Raw genomic sequence first — 17,982 nt, forward strand, 5'->3', positions numbered from 1 at the left:
TATATACCTATTTGCGCGAATAAAAACGGCAATTTGTGCTGTCCGGCAGTCGATGTGGCTGTTTGTTTGCCGGTTTTTATTCCGGTTTTATTCGATTTAAGCTTGGTTTTCAGCTGAAAGCCAGCTTACGTTTCGGTTGTGAGGAAGGTCTATGGCTCCGGTGGAGGATTCTGGTATGGAAGTGTTGTGGCTGGCTCAGGAGGAGGTAAAGAGCGTTGTTGATATGCATTCTGATATGCAGGTAGTGGAAAGAGCTTTCAGACAGCATGGGCTTGGTAAGGTGCAGATGCCTCCCAAATCCTATCTTTACTATACGGCTTACAACGGCGACCTGAGGACTATGCCTGCATATCTTGAAGAAGAAGACATTACAGGCGTAAAAATCGTAAACGTCCACCCCGGAAATCCCATGCGCAACCTCCCTACCGTAATGGCGCTAATCATACTCATCTCCCCTGAAACCGGAGCTCCTGTAGCAATTATGGACGGGACCTACCTGACCGACATCCGAACGGGAGCTGCCGGAGGAACCGCTGCAAAATACCTTGCAAGAAAGGACTCAAAAGTCATCGGGCTAATAGGAGCGGGAAACCAGGCAAGGACGCAGCTTGAAGCCCTCTGTGAGGTTTTTGAGCCCGAAACTGTGAAAATCACTTCAAGGACAAAGAAAAGCTGTGACCAGTTTATCCAGGAAATGGCAGACTTCGTGCCCGGTGAAATCCTTTATGAGGAAAGCATCGAAAAGGTATGCGACTGTGATATCCTTGTCACGACAACCCCTACCAGAAAACCGATCGTAAAAGCCAGCTGGGTCAAGGAAGGGACCCATATCAATGCAATAGGTGCAGATGCTGTGGGAAAAGAAGAACTGGACCCCGAACTTCTCCTTCGCTCCAAGATCATTGTCGACGATATGGTGCAGGCGCTCCATTCCGGGGAAGTAAACGTACCTCTCTCCAAACACTATATATCGGAAAATGACATTCACGCCCAGCTCGGAGAAGTCATAGCCGGCCTCAAACCCGGCAGGACAAGCGAGGAAGAGATTACGATCTTCGACTCTACGGGGCTTGCAATTCAGGATGTAGCAACCGCGCATATGGTTTATGAGAGAGCAGTCCGGGAAGGGCTTGGCAGGCAGGTCCGGATGTTCTGAAACCTGTTTTATTTCCATTTCTACTTTTTCTGTTTCCCTTTTACATTTCCCATTTTTTCGGACCCTGATTTCTTTCACTTTCTACTTTTGGATGGCGTATGATGACTGTTTGATCTATTCCGGGACCCAGATAAGAAATTTTTCATCTTTTCTATGCTTCGCCGCGCGGAATCTGGTCCATCCGTCAGCCGAACAAATGTGACATACAGAGCGATACCGGAGTGAGAGACAAAATATACTAAGGAAACATCCTCCGGTTCAAGAGAATATTTCTCTTGGACCATAGAAACTAATTTTTAATTCCGACTTATATAAACGCTTCCGCCAGCTTTTCTGGAGGCCTTTCACAAAAGGAAAAAGGCAGAAATGAAAGAGAAATAAAGACCGAAGTTTCATCTTCTTTTGGCAGTTTGGTTCTGTTGTTACTCATAGGCGTCTCTTCAGCAGCGTCGCTTTCTGTTCCTTAAAGTCTTTTTTGAAAAGGCCGCTCTCATGCGTCTATTTACTTTACCGTTGTTTTTAAGTTGGTCTGCTTGAGCGCAGCTCATTACTATATCCCCAAATTTGCCCTCTTGAGCGAAGCGAAAAGGGCAGCGTACTGCAGAGCCGCAAATCTGCCGAAACAGATCTCGTGCTCCCGAGGCGAAATTCGGGCTGCAGAGCCGCAACTCTGCCGAAACAGATCTCGTGCTCCCGAAGCGAAATTCGGGCTGCAGAGCCGCAACTCTGCCGAAGCACAATTCTTTTTTATTCAGGCATGCAACTCTATAACGGCGGGTGTAAACTTATGTTTATTTTTTATACTATATCACTTCTCTATAATTTTTAATTTTTTTACTATTTTTTAAAAATTTTTATTATTATTCATTCTTTCATTTTTTTAATTTGTATTTTTGTTGAATGAAGCGCAGCTTTTTGATATTTCTTCTTTTAAATATTTTTTTTCGCTATATTTTTAATTATTTATCATGACAAATGTGCGAAACGTTTAAGTATATTATTATATTATTACCCCGCGAGCATCCTGAGCTTATTCATGAACAGGAGCTTGTTTAACCTTCCTTTTCGAGTAATGAAGGTTCATTTATGCAGTTCTAATTTGCATGAAATATCTTCCCGGGAAAGGACAAAAAATTTGAGAAATTATCCAGAAATCTGAAAAATTATCTGAAATCCGGACTTGTCTATTCACGTCAAAAATTAAGAGATGTATCAGGGATGAATCTATGAAACACCCTATAAAAACCTCAGAATCCGATCCTACCTTTTTTGAAGAGATCAAAGAGGAGACCGGAGCCGAAAAGATTCTGATGTGTTTTAACTGTAAGGGCTGCTCTATAGGCTGCCCGGTTACCGACATTGTGCCCCAGTACAACATAAAAAAACTTCTGCGCATGTCTGCAATGGGGCTGCGGGACCGTGTGCTCAACAGCGAGCACCTCTGGTACTGCACTACCTGCTTCAGGTGTCAAGAACGATGCCCGGAAGGAGTAAAAACCGTGGACACCATGCTTAAGCTTCGAAGTATTGCCGTAAAAAACGGTGTCATGCTTCCGGCTCATAAAAAAATCGCCGAGTATGTAATGCGTACCGGGCACGGTGTTCCTATTGACGAGCAGAACAGGAAAAAGCGGAAAGAGCTTGCCCTGGACGAACTGCCCGGAACCGTACACTCCTGCCCTGAAGCCCTTGAAGAGGTAAGGCAGCTCATTAAAGCCTGCGGGTTTGACAGGCTTGTGGGGTTTGACCAGTCTGCTTCGGCCTGAAAGACGAATTCGCGATAAGAAGCTGAAAAACATGACGAAAAACAATACCGACACTTCAAAACGTGACCTTTCTCTCTTTTTAGGTTGTATCGCTCCGAACCGTTATCCCGGCATTGAAAGTGCCACCCGGAAGGTGATGGAACGGCTTGGAATTCCCATCAGGGAACTTGAAGGAGCTTCTTGCTGCCCTGCTCCAGGCGTCTTTCAGTCCTTTGATAAAAAGACCTGGCTCACCCTTGCAAGCCGGAACCTTTGCCTTTCGGAAGCTCTTGATACGGACCTCCTGACCGTGTGCAACGGCTGTTACGCAACGCTTGCGGATACCAACCGGATCTTAAAAGAAGACCCCGAAACAAAAGCTGTGGTCAATGAAAAACTTTCTGAGATCGGGAAAGAGTTTTCGGGGAATATTGAGGTCAGGCATATCGTCGAATACCTGTTCAGGGATGTCAGGCCCGAAAAAGTCCGGGATGCAGTCACCCACCCTCTTGACCTCAGGATCGCAGTGCACTACGGCTGCCACCTAGTAAAACCGTCCCATGAACGAAAACTCGGAAGCCCGGAAAATCCCTCTTTTTTTGATGAACTTGTAGAAGCTACGGGAGCCCGGAGCGTGGAATATGAGGACAAAACAGCCTGCTGTGGGGCGGGGGGAGGAGCCCGCTCAGCCGTACAGGACGTGGCTCTCAGGCTTACAGAAAAAAAACTCGAACATATGCAAAGTGCAAACGTGGACTGCATCGTAAACGCCTGTCCTTTCTGCCATCTTCAGTTTGACCAGGGGCAGTTTGAGCTTGCAGAGCGCCAGGGAAAAGACTTCAGCATCCCGGTATTGCACTACTCCCAGCTCCTCGGGCTTGCTCTCGGGTATTCCCCTGAGAAACTGGGCATCCACTTAAACCGTATTCAGAATGCCGAATTCTATACAAAACTCGGAGAAAGGGCCGAAAATAAGTTTCCGGGTAAAAAACTCGGTGCAGGCACAGGTTTTGGAAAGGGCGGATTGCCCACATGAGCTTGAATCTACTTTTAACTAAAAGTTGAATAAAAGCCAAAAAAACTGAAAAAAATTAATAAAGCTCAGAAAAGCCTGAAAATGCCGAAAAACACTGAAAAAAGCTGAAAGCTGAAAAAATACTGTGCTGAAGCAGAATTATCTGAAAAACATCTGTAGGAGCTGAAAGCATGAAAACGGACATAACCGGAGCAGTTGCTGTCGTCGGGGGAGGGATTGCCGGAGTACAGGCTTCCCTTGACCTTGCAAACAGCGGGTACAAAGTTTACCTTATCGAGTCCGGGCCGACAATCGGGGGAAAAATGGCCCAGCTTGACAAGACTTTTCCGACCTCGGACTGCGCAGCCTGCATCCTTTCTCCCAAACTTGTGGAAGCCAGCAGGCACCCGAATATAGAGCTGCTCACGTATAGTGAGGTTCTTGCCATTGACGGAGCTGCCGGGAACTTTACTGTAAAAGTCAGGAAAAAAGCCAGATATGTGGACGAGACGAAATGTACGGGATGCGGGGATTGTATTGAAAAATGCCCAAAAAAAGTCTCGGACGGGTTTAATGAAGGGCTTGCCCCGAGGAAAGCGATTTATCTCGCTTTTCCGCAGGCTGTGCCCAGGACCATGACCATTGACCCTGAAAACTGCATCTACCTGAGCAAAGGCAAATGCGGAAACTGTGCAAAGGTCTGCAAGCGAGGGGCCATTGACTACACCCAGAAAGATAAAGAACTCTCCCTCAAAGCCGGAGCTGTAATCCTTGCTGCGGGTTTTGAGGCTTTTAACCCGAAAGGGCTTGAGGCCTACAGGCCCGAACATCCGGATGTTGTAACCTCTCTCCAGTTTGAGAGGCTCCTTAATGCCTCCGGACCTTATCATGGGCACCTCCAGACCTCGAAAGGAAAGGAGCCAAAGAAGATTGCTTTTATTCAATGCGTGGGTTCCAGGAACCGGAAATTATCGAAAAAGTACTGCTCTTCCGTATGTTGCATGTACGCCGTAAAGCAGGCAGTGATTGCAAAAGAGCACGACCCGGAAATCGAATGTGCAATTTTTAATATCGATATCCGGGCTTTCGGAAAAGGTTTTGAGGAGTTCTACCAGCGGGCAAGAAATGAGAAAAAGGTTCGTTTCATCCGTTCCCGCCCTTCCTGTGTTGAAGCCGACCCTCTGAAAGGTGCATTGAGAATCCCCTATGAAGAAGAGGACGGCAGCATAGCCCACGAAGAGTTCGACATGGTCGTCCTCTCGATAGGCATAGGGGCTTCCGAATCAGGCAAAGAACTTGCGCGGATTGCAGGGGTCGGGCTTACGGGAGCCGGATTTATCAGCACCCCAATCGAGGATCCCATGAACACGGACAGGCCCGGAGTTTTTGCTGCAGGTGCCGTTCAGGGCCCAAAAGACATCCCTGATACGGTTGCTCAGGCAAGCGGAGCTGCCGCAAAGGCCGGGGCTCTGCTCTCTCCTGCCCGCGGAACTCTGGAAAGCAAAAAGGAGTTTCCCCCTGAAAAGGTGGTCGAAGGTGAACCTGAGGTAGGCGTGGTTGTCTGTCACTGCGGCACGAACATAGGCGGCTTTGTTAACGTCCCCGAAGTTGTCCGTTACGCAGGCACACTTGAAAATGTGGCAGTTGCAAGGGAAGAAATGTATGCCTGTTCCGAAGATGCCCAGGAAAGGATCAAGGAAATGATTGCCAAATACGGGCTGAACAGGGTACTTGTTGCTTCCTGCACTCCCAGAACCCACGAGCCCCTCTTCCAGGAGAGCTGCAGGGACGCAGGGCTGAACCCTTACCTCTTTGAGCTTGTAAATATAAGGGAACACTGTTCCTGGATTCACCAGCAAGAGCCCGAAAAAGCCACTGAAAAGGCAAAGGACATCGTCAGGATGGGGGTTTCCAGGGTCAGGTGCCTCAGTCCTCTTTATAAACAGGAACTCTCGCTCGGGCATAACGCACTCGTGCTCGGGGGAGGAATTTCAGGCCTGCATGCAGCTCTCGAGATCGCAGAGAACGGGTTTGAAGTTCTGCTTGTGGAAAAAGAAGCCGACCTCGGAGGGCTCCTTAAAGATATAACAGCCCTGCAGGACGAAAGGAAAACCAGGAAAATACTTCTTCCTCTTATCGAGAAAGTCAGGGCTCATCCTCTAATCACAGTCCTTACAGGATCCGAACTGGTTGAAGTCAGCGGTTCGGTTGGAAATTTCAAAGGTCGGATACGGGATAGAGCAGGGAAGGAACAGGAAGTTTCGTTTGCAGTTGCGGTTCTTGCAACGGGAGCCGAGGAGCTTTCGCCTGCCGGATACTTCAGTTATGGGGAGTTCCCGAATGTTATTACCCAGTCCGAACTCGAAGCAGAACTCGAAGGCGATTTCAAGGCGAAACACGTGGTAATGGTCCAGTGTGCCGGGAGCAGGAATAAAGAGCGTCCCTACTGTTCCAGGGTCTGCTGTATAACTGCTGTGAAAAATGCCCTCCGCATCAAGGAAAAAGCCCCTTCGGCTACCGTACATGTGCTGTACCGGGAAATGCGTACCTATGGGGCCTGGGAAGAGCTCTACTCAAGGGCAAGGGCTGCAGGCGTTCGTTTTATAGCCTATTCCGATACCCGGATGCCCTGGATAGGGGAGAATGAGGTCCGCGTATATGATGAGATCACGGGCTTTGACCTGGAAATCGAGGCTGACCTTACAGTCCTGAGTGCTCCGCTTGTAGCTCCTGCTTCAAACAGGCAGATTGCCCCGATGTTCAAGGTCCCTCTGGACTCAAACGGCTTTTTCCTGGAAGTCCACATAAAGTTAAGGCCTGTCGACTTTGCAACCGAAGGGGTCTTCCTCTGCGGGACAGCCCAGGCTCCCAAACTTGTGGACGAAAGCATTGCTCAGGCTGCAGCTGCGGCTTCGCAGGCATGTACAATCCTTTCAAGGAAGTCTCTGGAATCAAGCGCTGTCATTTCAAAAGTTGATGCCAAACTCTGCGTAGGCTGCGGAGCCTGTGAAAAGGTCTGCCCTTACGGGGCGATCAATTTAACCGAAGTTTTGCTTGAAAAGCAGGGCGTTTCTTATAAGGCAAGGAAATCCGGGGTTAACCCTGCTCTCTGCAAGGGCTGCGGGGCCTGTGCCATGAGCTGTCCGACAGGGGCGCTTGACCAGCAGCATTTCAGAAACGATCAGCTCCTTGCCCAGGTAAAAGATGTCTTCACTTATTCTGAGGAGGTCCGCTAATGGAACCTGAGAAAAACGAAATCTCTGAAGCATGGGAACCAAAGATTGTAATGTTCTGCTGCAACTGGTGTTCCTATGCAGGCGCAGACGGGGCTGGAATCGGGCGTTTCCAGCAGCCTGCAAGCATGCGCATCATACGTGTTATGTGTTCGAGCAGGGTAGACCCTGTCCATGTATTTTCCGCTTTCCTTGAGGGAGCCGATGCAGTGATGATTACGGGTTGCCACCTCGGGGACTGCCATTATATAAACGGAAACGAAAAAACTCTCGTGAAGTTCAATTTCATGCGTTCGATGTTAAAAGAGCTCGGCCTTGAAGAAAAAAGGCTGCAGCTCAACTGGATCTCTGCCTCGGAAGGCGAAAAGTTTGCCGAAGTTGTCCGGAAGGTTACGGAAGAGGTCAGGCAGCTTGGTCCCAGTGTCTTAAAGCCTGAAGGGGTGGCCTGAAAATGTCCGAAATGAAAGCTGCTGCCGACATTAAAATCGGTGGTCAGTTGCTCGGCTGGGCTGCGTCCGAAGAGGTGCGGGCACGCGGAGCTTCCGGGGGACTTGTGACAGCAGTACTCGCGGCTGCTCTTGAGACCGGGCTTGTGGACAGAGTGCTTGTCCTGAAAAAAGTCAGCGAATTTGAAGCCTATCCGGTGTTTACTTCGGACGTGCAGGAGGTCCTGGAGTCAGCAGGCTCCATGCACTCCGTGCCCGTAAACCTTGCCAGATACTTAATGCCCGAAACCTGTGCCGGAAAAATAGCTCTGCCTGCAAAGCCCTGCGATGCAAGAGCCGTTGTCGAAAGGGGGAAAAGGAATGCCCTGTCTCCTGATGACACTTATGTCATAGGGCTTAACTGCGGGGGCACGATGCACCCGGAAACGGTCCGGAAAATGCTTGAGACCATCTACAGGCTTGACCCGGAAAAGATTGCAGGAGAAGAAATCGTAAAAGGTAAACTTGTTTTCTTCACAAAGGACGGGAATGAACACGCAGTTCCTATTGATGACCTCGAAGCTGAAGAGTTCGGAAGAAGGGATTCCTGCCGCTACTGCCAGGTAAAGATCCCGACTAATGCCGACCTTGCCTGCGGGAACTGGGGCGTCCCCGGTGGTCTTGCAGGCAAGGGTACCTTTGTGGAAGTTCTGACCGAAAAAGGGGCGAAGCTCCTAAAAAATGCCGTTAATGCGGGTTTTGCCGAACTTATGCAGGCAGATGAGAAGGACATTTCTACCCGGGAAAAGGTCAATCAGGTAATGCTCGGGATGAGCGAGAAAAGAAAGGCTGAAGTTTTCATCCCGATTGAGGATGGAAGAGAACGCTTCGAGTACTTTCGGAAGGAGCTTGAAAACTGTATCCACTGCGGAGCTTGCAAGGCAGTCTGCCCTGTCTGCACCTGCGGGGAAGATTCAAAGTGCACGGCTTACTCTTCCCCTGCAGACAGCTACAAAATGTCCCTTTTCCATCTGATACGTTTCCTTCACCTTTCGGACTCCTGTATAGGCTGCGGGCAGTGTGAAGATGTCTGCCCTGCGGAAATTCCGCTCACCCGCCTTTACCAGCGCTTTGCCGTCCCCGTCCAGAAGGAATACAGGTACCTCCCGGGCATGTCAGACAGGACTCCGCCTTTTTTTGCCCTGAAACCTGAAGATAATGAAGAAAAAGAAGGAGGTGGCTGCTCATGCAGGTGAATCCCGGAGAGAACGTGTATTCAAGCATATGTCCGGGCTGCGGGCTTGCCTGCGGGCTCTACATTCGGGAAATGGTTTCCGAAACCGGGGAAACTTCACTTGCCGTGGATTTCCGGAAAAGCTCCCCGGTAAATGCAGGCAAGCTCTGCAGATTCGGGATGAAGCTCCCGCTCTATTACGCAGAGCCTCAGGTCTCGAGTGTAGGAGGAAAGGATGCAGGGCTTGAAGCTGCTATTTCAGCAGCAGTCGAGGCTCTGAAAAACGCGTCAGCAGAAAGCCTGGCTTTCTTTTCGGCGGGGAACACGACGAACGAAGAACAGAAGGCTTTCTCCTTCCTTGCAGGCGCGTTTGGAGCAGGAGTAGAGACGGGAATGGGCATATACTCTTCCCTTCCGGTTAGCATGCACACTGTATTCAGTCAGAGTATGCCCCTTGAGGAAATTGAAAAAGCAAAACAGGTTTTTCTCTTTGTTGATCCATATTCCCAGTATCCACTGCTCCTCAGGAGAGTCATAAGAGCAAAAGAAAACGGGGCAAAGGTTGTCTGCATAGGGATCAGACATATGCCTGTTGCTGACGACCAGTTCTGCCTGAAGCCTGAGGAATATGGAAAAACCCTTTCTCCTTCCCGGGACTCCGTGCTTATAGCCGATATCCACCCTTACTCGGACCCGGCACATGTAAGGGCAGTCCTGGACCTTGCGCAGGTTTCCGGTGCAAAAACTTTCTTCCTCAGGCCTTTTGCAAACTCTGCAGGGGCAGAGCTACTTTCAGCGCACACAGAGCAACACACGCTGGAAAAGTTGCTTGAGGACATAAATTCCGGGAAAATAAAGACTCTCTTCTGCCTGGAATCCGATCTTCTCGGACTTGCTCCTGATAAAGAAGCTACGGTCAGGGCCCTATCGAAACTGGATACCCTGATAGTCCAGAGTTCCAGACAGGGAGAACTTTCCGGGCTTGCTGACATAGTTATCGCATCCGAACCTTTTTACCGCAAACAGGGAAGTGTACTCAATGCGGAAGGAAGGCTGCTTCCAGCAGGTGGGAACTCCACTCTCGGTTTCGATTCGCTTACCAGCCTGGCGACAGCTTTCGGAAAAAAGCTCGATTTTATGTCGGTCCGGAAAGAGGTGTTTGAAATCTTGGGAGCAAAGAAAGCAGATGAGTTCTCCTTCTCGGCTCCTGTCGAAACTTGCTCCACGCCAGCCGAACCAACCGAAGTTGAAACCCCCTGTTTCGAATGCGGGTCCGATCAGGAAGCATGTTCCGGATCCCTCTTTGAACCATTCCCGGAGGAAGCCTCTACAGAAGGTTTTTCAGCTTCGCTTGTTTATTCTCTGTCCCCGTTCATGTGGCACGGGTTTGAAGACTGCAACGACTTTGTCGAATTGGACCTGCACATGGTCCGCAAGCTGGGACTTGTAAAGGGAGGCACTGTAAAAATCAGGGCTCAGGGAAAAGCGGTTGATATGAAGTTCAGGGTATCGAACATTGAAGACGGGTATATGCTTTCTCCCCGGAAGTTTTCGGTTGCAGTTTTTCCAGGGGCTGAAGTGAAGCTTTCCGTCAAACAAAAAAATCCGGATTGAAGGCCGCTGTTGACCTTAATTGATGCAGGAAATAAAAAGATAGTTCAGAAGATAACTCAGAAGTTAGCTCAGAAGTTAGCTCAAAAGATAACTCAGAAGTTAGCTCAAAAGATAGCTCAGAAGTTAGCTCAAAAGTTAGCTCATAAGTTCGCTCATAAGTTAGCTCAAAAGATAACTCCACAGGAAAGGATATGTTTCTGTGGGGCTAATGTTTCTTTTGAGCTAACTTCTTTTTTGTTTTTCATTCTTTATTTCGGTATTAAACACCGACCGAATGAAACGCTGGAGTAAACACCGATCGAACGGTCCTTAGAAAGGCTGAGCTTAATAACCTTTTATTTCTTTTTTATCAAATTGAAATTTTTTAAAAAATTAAGGTAAGTCTTTTTTTCTTTTGTTTCTTTTGCCGTATTAAGGGTAAATTCTTTTTCAATGTCACCTATGTTTATTGTGTAATTGCCCTCAGGAAGCGAGTTCGTATCATAGGTGAATGTGAAATCTCCGTTTGAATCGGCTTTTTCAGCTTCATATGAGGTTTTGAACACAAGTTTAACCTGTCCATTGTCCGAATTAACCTTGAAATTATTTTTCGAAGATTCTTCTTTTTTGAAGACAACATCTCCGTCAATTTTAACAAAATAACTCATCCAGGACGGTACATTTGATTGGGATACTGTAACAGTTCCGTCCAGGGCATCTGCATGTCTTGTGAACCACTTAAATTTTTTGACTCTTACGTTCATGTCCTTGACTTCAATATCGTTTTCTCCGGTTGCAGTGACTTTGAAGGAATTATCTTCGCCAGATGGAATTGTCAGCTTGTTTATCTGATAAGTATATTTTTTCCCTGAGACCGGCACCATTTCTTCATGTAAGATGGATACTTCAATGATTTCATTATCTGCTGCCTCACCGGAAATTCTAATAACATCTCCTGCGCTGGGACAGGCCGGAGATAACTCCCAGTCTGTAACAGCAGCAGATGCAGGGGCTATTAAGACTCCTGCGGCTGCACAAAACAGGATTATCATAAAGAGGGGTTTCCTCTTAAATTCATATCTCAAAAAAATCCTCCAGTTGATGTCTGCATCGTTTTCCTTGCAGACATAAGTAATAATACTTGATAATAATATTTGATAAGTTAGAATTTCTCAGAATTATCTTTGAAATATATTTCTTCTAGTAAATCATACTTTATCTGTCTTATAATTTTTATTTACATTTAACTATTTGTAACAATCTTTAAAATTTTAACTATTCTGTTTTACTTTGTATTAAATCAGATCTTCAAATAAAAATAAAAGTTTGGGGATCTTAGATAAGTAAGATAAATTCAGAAGGCATAAATACTATGTAGCAAAGATAAGTACTGTTGAGTGGTTAACTTTCTGGGATTTATTCGCCCTCTACGAGCAAACATACCTAGCCCCCCAAATGGTATCAAATTTTCTTTCCCAAATACTCCCCATATTCTCTCCCCCCTACCGCTCAACAACCTCTTTTTTCAACATCAGACTCACAAATCATTAACATTCTTTTTCCGCCTGCATAGCTCTTTTTCCCTCCATTCCTTTATTTTTTCTGTCTATTATTCCAGTAGAAAACAGAAACACAGAGGAATGGAAGTACAGAAAAACAGAAACACAGAGGAATGGAAGTACAGAAAAACAGAAACACAGAAGAATGGAAGAACAGAAAAACAGAAACACAGAAGGATAGAGCATAGAAAAATATAATTCATACATTTCGGCAAAAAGCTCTAACAGATTACCTTTCTTAATTTAAGACTGTAGTGTTCCTTTCTATATTAGCTTTAGGAAAAATAGTCACGAATCTGTTCTCAGATTGTCCGGCTTCTTATCTCAATTAAGTAGAACAAATTCATAATGAATAAATAGTTAGCAATAAAAATAATTGAATGTTGAGCGGGCCCTGAACAGCAATTGTGCCTCCGCACGAATTGTACTTTACCCCAATAGTACTTTTTTGTTACCTGGTATTCCCAGTGTCCTGCCGGGCCCCGCTCAAAATATCTTTTAAAACATATCTCCGTGTCGATTTCAACGCCGATCCGTTTCAGAGTTATTTGGATTTCATATAACAGGTTCAGGTACTGCAGGACAGCAGCACCTGATGAATGTGTTTTCGGCTTTGTTCTCTTTTCAGCAGTATTTTTCAGATCCCTGCAATCTCATAGAGCTTTTCCATGTCGATGTTTTGCTCAAACATATTTGCAAGTTCTTCATAGGCATCGTTTTCGCTTACGATCTCTTCAGGCCCGTACTCAAGCCCTTTTTTCTCATAGAGGTACCGGACAAGGGCATTTCTTATATTCCCGTTATCAAAGAGCCCGTGAAGATATGTGCCGATCACAAGGCCTTCTTCATCAATAGCACCATCGTCTCCGAAAACAGTACGGTTCGAATCCGTAACGCCCATGTGAATCTCGTAACCCTTTATCTCTTCCCCATCTATGGATTTCAGGATAGGCCCGTGGCCGTTAACTTTCTTTGTTACCTGGATTGTCCTCTTTTTATACTCCCCGAACTTTGTCCCTATATCCAGGAGCCCGAGGCCCTCAAACTCGGCTTCTACTCCATTTTCCACGCCGGAGTCAAAGATAGTTCTGCCAAGCATCTGGTAGCCGCCGCAGATCCCGAAGATCGGGATTTTTCCTTTGAAAGCCTGGATTTTTTTGGCCATCCCGCTTGCCCTGAGGTCGTGAAGGTCGTTGACAGTGTTCTTCGTGCCGGGGATCATGATCGCATCAGGGTTTCCGAGGTCTTCGTCAATGTCTACGTAGCGGACTTTTACGAGTCCCTCAAGGGGTTCGAAATCCGTAAAATTTGAGATTCTGGGCAGACGGATTACTGCAATTTCGATTTCTTTTTCGGTCTTAGCCCCTTCTTTATCTCCGAGGGAGACCGAATCTTCTGAGGGGATGCGGAGCTTGAAATGAGGCAGAACTCCGAGTACAGGGATTCCGGTTTTTTCCTCAAGCTGCTTGAGTCCCGGTTTCAGGATTTCAGGGTCGCCTCTGAATTTGTTTATTATGAACCCTTTGACATTTTTCTTTACATCTTCGGGCAGAAGAGCAACCGTGCCGTAAAGGCTTGCAAACACGCCTCCCCTTTCAATATCTCCTACGAGGATTATGGGAGCCTGAGTAAGCCTTGCAGTCCCTACATTTACGATATCCCTTTCATAGAGATTGATTTCTGCAGCTCCTCCGGCCCCTTCCATAACAATGATGTCGTGTTCCTTCCAGAGCCTTTCGAGAGCCCCTTTAAGGACTGCCTGCATCTCTTCAATGGAGTCGTAATACTGGCCTGCACTTTTGTCAGCATAAGGTTCCCCCAGCAGGATTACCTGGGAAACACAGTCCCCTTTGGGCTTGAGGAGAACCGGGTTCATATCTGCTGTGGGTTCGGTACCTGCGGCTTTTGCCTGGATTGCCTGTGCAATTCCGATTTCTTTTCCGTCTCTTGTGATCCAGGAATTCAGGCTCATGTTCTGGGCCTTGAAGGGGGCAACCCTGTAGCTTCTGGATAGAATCCTGCATATGGCAGTCACAACTGAACTTTTTCCAACATGAGAGGCGGTTCCCAGGATTAAGAGGCTTTTCTTCTCCATTTTTACCATACCTTCTGCTCGAACACGTGTTTTATATATTTCAGGTAAAAAGCTTTTCAGGTAAGCTAAATATTTCAGTAACACCGGCAGTGAGATTTCTGCTCTCAGAGCGATAAATCAAGTAAACTTGTTTAGATTTAATAATTGTCATCTTATACTTCAACTATAGAATAAATACTTTCGGATTCACTGCAGGTTTTGTTTATTTAACTCAAAAAAATTCTTTATTTATTCAATTTTTTTATCTTCTCAATCTTTGTTGGCAGAGTTGTGCCAGCAGAGTTGTGCCGGCAGAGTTGCGGCTCTGCAGTACGCTGCCCTTTTCGCTTCGCTCAAGAGGGCCAATTTTGGGATAAAGTAGTGAACTGCGCTCAAGCAGACTATTATGGGAAAAAGTGAGCTGCGTTCAAGAGGACTAACTTAAAACAACGGTAAAATAAAGAGACCCAGCAGGATGATTTTTCCAACAAAAAGAAAACGAAAAAGAAAAAAAGAAAAGCTTGAAAGTAAAGCTATTGGAAATGCTTGGGAGTAAAAAAGAGAGGAAAAAAGGGCAAATTGGCATAATTAGGCCTTATTTCTCTTTCAAATCTTTTTTTCTTTCTATTTTTGCAGGGCCTCCAGACGGGCTGGCGGAGGCGCTTGTATTTACTGTTAATTGAAAAATAGTTTCCGGGATCAAGCAAAGTATTTGTCTGGATGGCTGGCCTGCTCAAGCCGGTGTGGTGCAGGGTGAGAATAATGAAAGATTCTCTTCGGGTACCGGAACGGATCAGCAGTCAGTCAGGAACCACCTGTAATCGGGAAGTAGAAAATAACTTGTTTCTCTGACTGCACTTCTTTTAAATAAGATCAGAACAATCTTTTTGTTATTGAACAGGGGAAAAAAGATCATGAAAGCCTTGCTTTTCTTACTCGTTTTATTTCTTATATCGGTCCCCCAGGCCTCTGCAGCAGATACCTCTCAGGTCGACGGAACACACCAGGTCCGAATATCCGAACTCTACAGTGACCTTGAGTCCTATGATGTGACACTCTACTCAAACCAGCCGGAAGAGGACCTGATCCTTGAGGCTTCTCTGGTCAGGCCGGATAGGGGGAATGAAGAGGCCATTGCTACACAGACATTCTCAACCGGGAGTTTTCCTGCAAATACCAGGGTCATGAAAGTTGGCTTCTGGGATATCAGGAATGCCGAACGCGGGGCTTACACTTTAAGGGCAAGGCTTCTGGACCAGGGAAAAGTACTTTCAGAATCGGAATATGATTTTGTTTACGGCAGCAACTCCGCGTCCAGACTTCAGGTCGATGATCTTGTCCCCAATTCCGAAGGGATCACCGTTGCGCTCTCCCCCAATCAGGCTTCAATTTTTGATCTCGAATACATGCTTGTGGACGGACATGATGTCCTTTACAGTACAAAAACTGAAAAGGTATCCCTGACCAGCGTGCCGGAAGCCTTTTCTGCATCTTGGGGCACTCTCCTCGAAAACAATAAAGAGTACACGGGAAGGGTTAAGGTCCGGGTCTATTCCCCCAGCAGAGGTTTCATCGCATCAGCAGAGAATTTTACCGCCATAGACGATGCAGAGATTACTGACATCTATGAAGATGAAACCGGAGCAAGTGCAACGGTTTTAGGGCGTTCCCAAGTGCCTTTTGAAGGAAATCTGGTTTTTTCCGTATATGAACTGCAGGAAAGCTCAGGGAGTGGCAGTTCCGTGTTTGTCGAGTCCGTCCGGGAAAGAGTCCCCGTACTGTTGAACGATGATGACGAGACGGTTGAGGTTGCCTGGGAAGAAAGGCTTACGGCAGGAGTCTACAGGCTTGAAATCGAGCTTTTCGGCAACAATGGAGATGTTATCGAACGCAGGGAAACCATTATCGAGTCTGACCTTTCCGCATCTAATGCAAGTGAAGCGAGCCCTGATGCAGGAAATGAAACCTCAGGAGAAGACGGAGGAAATGGCATCCCTGGCTTTTCATTTGCCACCGGAGTTGCAGGGCTTGCTGTGGTTTTCTCCCTTTTCAAAAAGCTGCACTAAACTCTTTCGTGTAAAAGTGAGGCGTAGAGCAGGAAACAATCCGAACAGAAAACAATCAGGACAGAAAACAATCAGGACAGAAAACAATCCGAACAGAAAACAATCAGGACAGAAAACAATCAGGACAGAAAACAATCAGGACAGAAAACAATCAGGACAGAAAAAAATCCAACTAAAGTTCAAAAGCCGTGAATCCCATGCGTTACGAACTTTTTATAGCCCTAAGGCAGATCCGGGCAAGAAAATTCCAGACTCTTCTTTCGGTAGGCGCAATAGCCCTTGCTGTGATGGTGCTCACGATTTCCCAGGCGCTCATGGTGGGTTTTACCGAGGAGCTTTACGACACTACCGTCGACAAACTCCCTCAAGTCTCGGTCTCTCCGCAGGAAGGCGAGGATTACATCTATCTCTACGGGACACTCATGGAAGAGATAAGTTCTATCGAAGGGGTTACTGCAGTTTCTCCTTTTCTTACCGGACAGGCTTCTTTCAGGTTCAAGGACAATTCTTTCAATGCCGAGCTTAAGGGTGTAGTTCCTTTACAGGAAAGTGAAATCAGCTCGATTGAAGAAGATATGGTTGAAGGCAGTTTCCGGGAACTCGAGTTTTCACAAAATACGGTGGTTATCGGCTCAAGGCTGGCGGAGAAACTTGAAGTTAACCTGGGAGATTCTGTAGATGTATCTTTCCCAAATGCAAATCCCCTTTCGCTCCGGGTTGTGGGGATCTTTCATACGGGCTCTCCTCTGGACGAATCCCTGGCTTATACTTCTCTGGATACTGCTCAGGAATTTTATGATGTCCCGGATGTTGTTAACGGTATTTCAGTCCGGCTCCAGGATTTCAATATGGATCGGGAAATCGCAGCCGAGATCGGGAAGACCGGTTACGAGGCAAAAGGCTGGACCGAGACAAATCCTGCAATCCTCCGTACCATTGCTATCGAAAGTACTTCAAACAATGTCGTCTACGGGCTTATTATTGTCATAGCCTCTTTTGGCGTTGTCAGTACCCTGAACCTTTCGGTTATCGGCGCAACTGGCCAGATAGGGATGCTCCGCGCTATGGGAGCCCCGGTCTCAAGTATCCAGACGATTTTCATTCTTCAGAGTGGGATTCTCGGCCTGCTGGGCGCCCTTTTCGGTACCTTTGCAGGAGTTCTTATATCCCTGGCAATAGGCGGGTATGAAATCCCGGCAGCTTCTTCGGATGTCTACGGTGGTATTTCCTTTATCCCGATTGTTGTCCGCGCTCAGGACATCGTGTTAATTATTGCCGCCGTTTTCCTGCTGAATCTGATTACCGGAATTTATCCTGCGCGGCAGGCGGCAAAGCTGGATCCTGTAAAATCAATAAGTACAAGGTGAAACTTCCCTTTGATCTGACATTTAGAGAGGATATAACCTCCTTCCGGAGCTTTGATCTGGCAGTTCGAGGAATATAACCTCCGGGAAATGAAGCTTTATAATTCCAGAACCCAGGTGAAATAGGGAGTACAGATAAGACATAAGTATAAAATGAAAACTCAGGTAAAATAAGGAGTACAGATAAGTATAAATGATTATAGATTGGTATAACCGGGCACATAAGTATAGTTGAATATGTATGTTCTACACACGGAAGTTAGTCTGTTAAATTAGTAATTCTTGCCCGTTTTTAGCTCTTTTCGGCATCTACTTCAAAATAATTTTTGAAGGAGAAAAAAATTAGTGTTTGCCTTAAAATAATTGTTTGCGTTAAACATTTCAACGCGAGACAATATGTCAGCCGGGTTGAAATTTCAATCCCGGTAATTATATATCTTTTTTGACGAATGATTACTTACTTCGTAAGCATAGCGAACAATAGCGAACAAAAAGACCTTGTGCATGAATTCTCAGCA

13 protein-coding genes are annotated in these 17,982 nt (G+C 46.6%); 11 read left to right on the top strand and 2 right to left on the bottom strand.

Annotation, left to right across the window (positions count from 1 at the left end):
- The first annotated feature begins 175 nt into the window (after positions 1-175).
- The 8 genes from ala (at position 176) to ACSAZL_RS05635 (ending at position 10,713) form a co-directional block, all read left to right on the top strand.
- Positions 176-1,156, top strand: a complete 981-nt coding sequence (gene ala / locus ACSAZL_RS05600) for an alanine dehydrogenase (RefSeq protein ID WP_440948789.1) — start codon at positions 176-178, stop codon at positions 1,154-1,156.
- A gap of 1,226 nt (positions 1,157-2,382) precedes the next feature.
- Entirely contained in the window at positions 2,383-2,922 is a 540-nt protein-coding gene (hdrC, locus tag ACSAZL_RS05605) for a CoB--CoM heterodisulfide reductase subunit C (RefSeq protein WP_440947727.1), read from the top strand.
- Positions 2,923-2,953: 31 nt separating this feature from the next.
- Positions 2,954-3,937 (top strand): CoB--CoM heterodisulfide reductase subunit B, encoded by a 984-nt coding sequence (gene hdrB / locus ACSAZL_RS05610; RefSeq protein WP_440947728.1) that lies wholly within the window; start codon positions 2,954-2,956, stop codon positions 3,935-3,937.
- Positions 3,938-4,107: 170 nt separating this feature from the next.
- On the top strand, positions 4,108-7,152 hold the full coding sequence (locus ACSAZL_RS05615; protein WP_440947729.1) for an FAD-dependent oxidoreductase: 3,045 nt from the start codon (positions 4,108-4,110) through the stop codon (positions 7,150-7,152).
- Positions 7,152-7,598 (top strand): hydrogenase iron-sulfur subunit, encoded by a 447-nt coding sequence (locus tag ACSAZL_RS05620; RefSeq protein ID WP_440947730.1) that lies wholly within the window; start codon positions 7,152-7,154, stop codon positions 7,596-7,598. Before ACSAZL_RS05615 ends, ACSAZL_RS05620 begins: the two co-directional genes overlap by 1 nt.
- Positions 7,599-7,600: 2 nt before the next feature.
- Complete coding sequence (locus ACSAZL_RS05625) at positions 7,601-8,830, top strand: Coenzyme F420 hydrogenase/dehydrogenase, beta subunit C-terminal domain (RefSeq protein WP_440947731.1); 1,230 nt, start codon at positions 7,601-7,603, stop codon at positions 8,828-8,830.
- Positions 8,821-10,422, top strand: coding sequence for a hypothetical protein (locus ACSAZL_RS05630; protein WP_440947732.1), 1,602 nt, complete (start codon positions 8,821-8,823; stop codon positions 10,420-10,422). The genes ACSAZL_RS05625 and ACSAZL_RS05630 overlap by 10 nt, the downstream gene beginning before the upstream one ends.
- A gap of 9 nt (positions 10,423-10,431) precedes the next feature.
- The gene (locus tag ACSAZL_RS05635; RefSeq protein ID WP_440947733.1) at positions 10,432-10,713 is read left to right on the top strand and encodes a hypothetical protein; all 282 of its coding nucleotides are present in this window, start codon (positions 10,432-10,434) and stop codon (positions 10,711-10,713) included.
- A gap of 44 nt (positions 10,714-10,757) precedes the next feature.
- Here ACSAZL_RS05635 and ACSAZL_RS05640 read toward each other — a convergent pair whose 3' ends face one another.
- A complete protein-coding gene (locus tag ACSAZL_RS05640) occupies positions 10,758-11,486 on the bottom strand; it encodes a hypothetical protein (protein ID WP_440947734.1) in 729 nt (242 codons plus the stop codon).
- A 1,111-nt stretch (positions 11,487-12,597) separates the two neighbouring features.
- Positions 12,598-14,055 (bottom strand): cobyric acid synthase, encoded by a 1,458-nt coding sequence (locus tag ACSAZL_RS05645; protein ID WP_440948790.1) that lies wholly within the window; start codon positions 14,053-14,055, stop codon positions 12,598-12,600.
- Between the two features lie 500 nt (positions 14,056-14,555).
- Here ACSAZL_RS05645 and ACSAZL_RS05650 point away from each other — a divergent pair, with 500 nt between their 5' ends.
- The 3 genes from ACSAZL_RS05650 (at position 14,556) to ACSAZL_RS05660 (ending at position 17,467) form a co-directional block, all read left to right on the top strand.
- Positions 14,556-14,717 (top strand): hypothetical protein, encoded by a 162-nt coding sequence (locus tag ACSAZL_RS05650; RefSeq protein WP_440947735.1) that lies wholly within the window; start codon positions 14,556-14,558, stop codon positions 14,715-14,717.
- Between the two features lie 231 nt (positions 14,718-14,948).
- Entirely contained in the window at positions 14,949-16,100 is a 1,152-nt protein-coding gene (locus ACSAZL_RS05655; protein ID WP_440947736.1) for a hypothetical protein, read from the top strand.
- Between the two features lie 197 nt (positions 16,101-16,297).
- Positions 16,298-17,467, top strand: coding sequence for an ABC transporter permease (locus ACSAZL_RS05660; RefSeq protein WP_440947737.1), 1,170 nt, complete (start codon positions 16,298-16,300; stop codon positions 17,465-17,467).
- The last annotated feature ends 515 nt before the right edge of the window (positions 17,468-17,982 follow it).

The sequence above is a fragment of the Methanosarcina mangrovi genome, assembly GCF_052057765.1.
GTDB lineage: Archaea > Halobacteriota > Methanosarcinia > Methanosarcinales > Methanosarcinaceae > Methanosarcina.

What these genes read in the sequence shown, in the direction of transcription:
- ala (WP_440948789.1), top strand. Translation starts at nt 176, where the DNA reads ATGGAAGTGTTGTGGCTGGCTCAGGAGGAGGTAAAGAGCGTTGTTGAT.
- hdrC (WP_440947727.1), top strand. Translation starts at nt 2,383, where the DNA reads ATGAAACACCCTATAAAAACCTCAGAATCCGATCCTACCTTTTTTGAA.
- hdrB (WP_440947728.1), top strand. Translation starts at nt 2,954, where the DNA reads ATGACGAAAAACAATACCGACACTTCAAAACGTGACCTTTCTCTCTTT.
- ACSAZL_RS05615 (WP_440947729.1), top strand. Translation starts at nt 4,108, where the DNA reads ATGAAAACGGACATAACCGGAGCAGTTGCTGTCGTCGGGGGAGGGATT.
- ACSAZL_RS05620 (WP_440947730.1), top strand. Translation starts at nt 7,152, where the DNA reads ATGGAACCTGAGAAAAACGAAATCTCTGAAGCATGGGAACCAAAGATT.
- ACSAZL_RS05625 (WP_440947731.1), top strand. Translation starts at nt 7,601, where the DNA reads ATGTCCGAAATGAAAGCTGCTGCCGACATTAAAATCGGTGGTCAGTTG.
- ACSAZL_RS05630 (WP_440947732.1), top strand. Translation starts at nt 8,821, where the DNA reads ATGCAGGTGAATCCCGGAGAGAACGTGTATTCAAGCATATGTCCGGGC.
- ACSAZL_RS05645 (WP_440948790.1), bottom strand. Translation starts at nt 14,055, where the DNA reads ATGGAGAAGAAAAGCCTCTTAATCCTGGGAACCGCCTCTCATGTTGGA.
- ACSAZL_RS05655 (WP_440947736.1), top strand. Translation starts at nt 14,949, where the DNA reads ATGAAAGCCTTGCTTTTCTTACTCGTTTTATTTCTTATATCGGTCCCC.
- ACSAZL_RS05660 (WP_440947737.1), top strand. Translation starts at nt 16,298, where the DNA reads ATGCGTTACGAACTTTTTATAGCCCTAAGGCAGATCCGGGCAAGAAAA.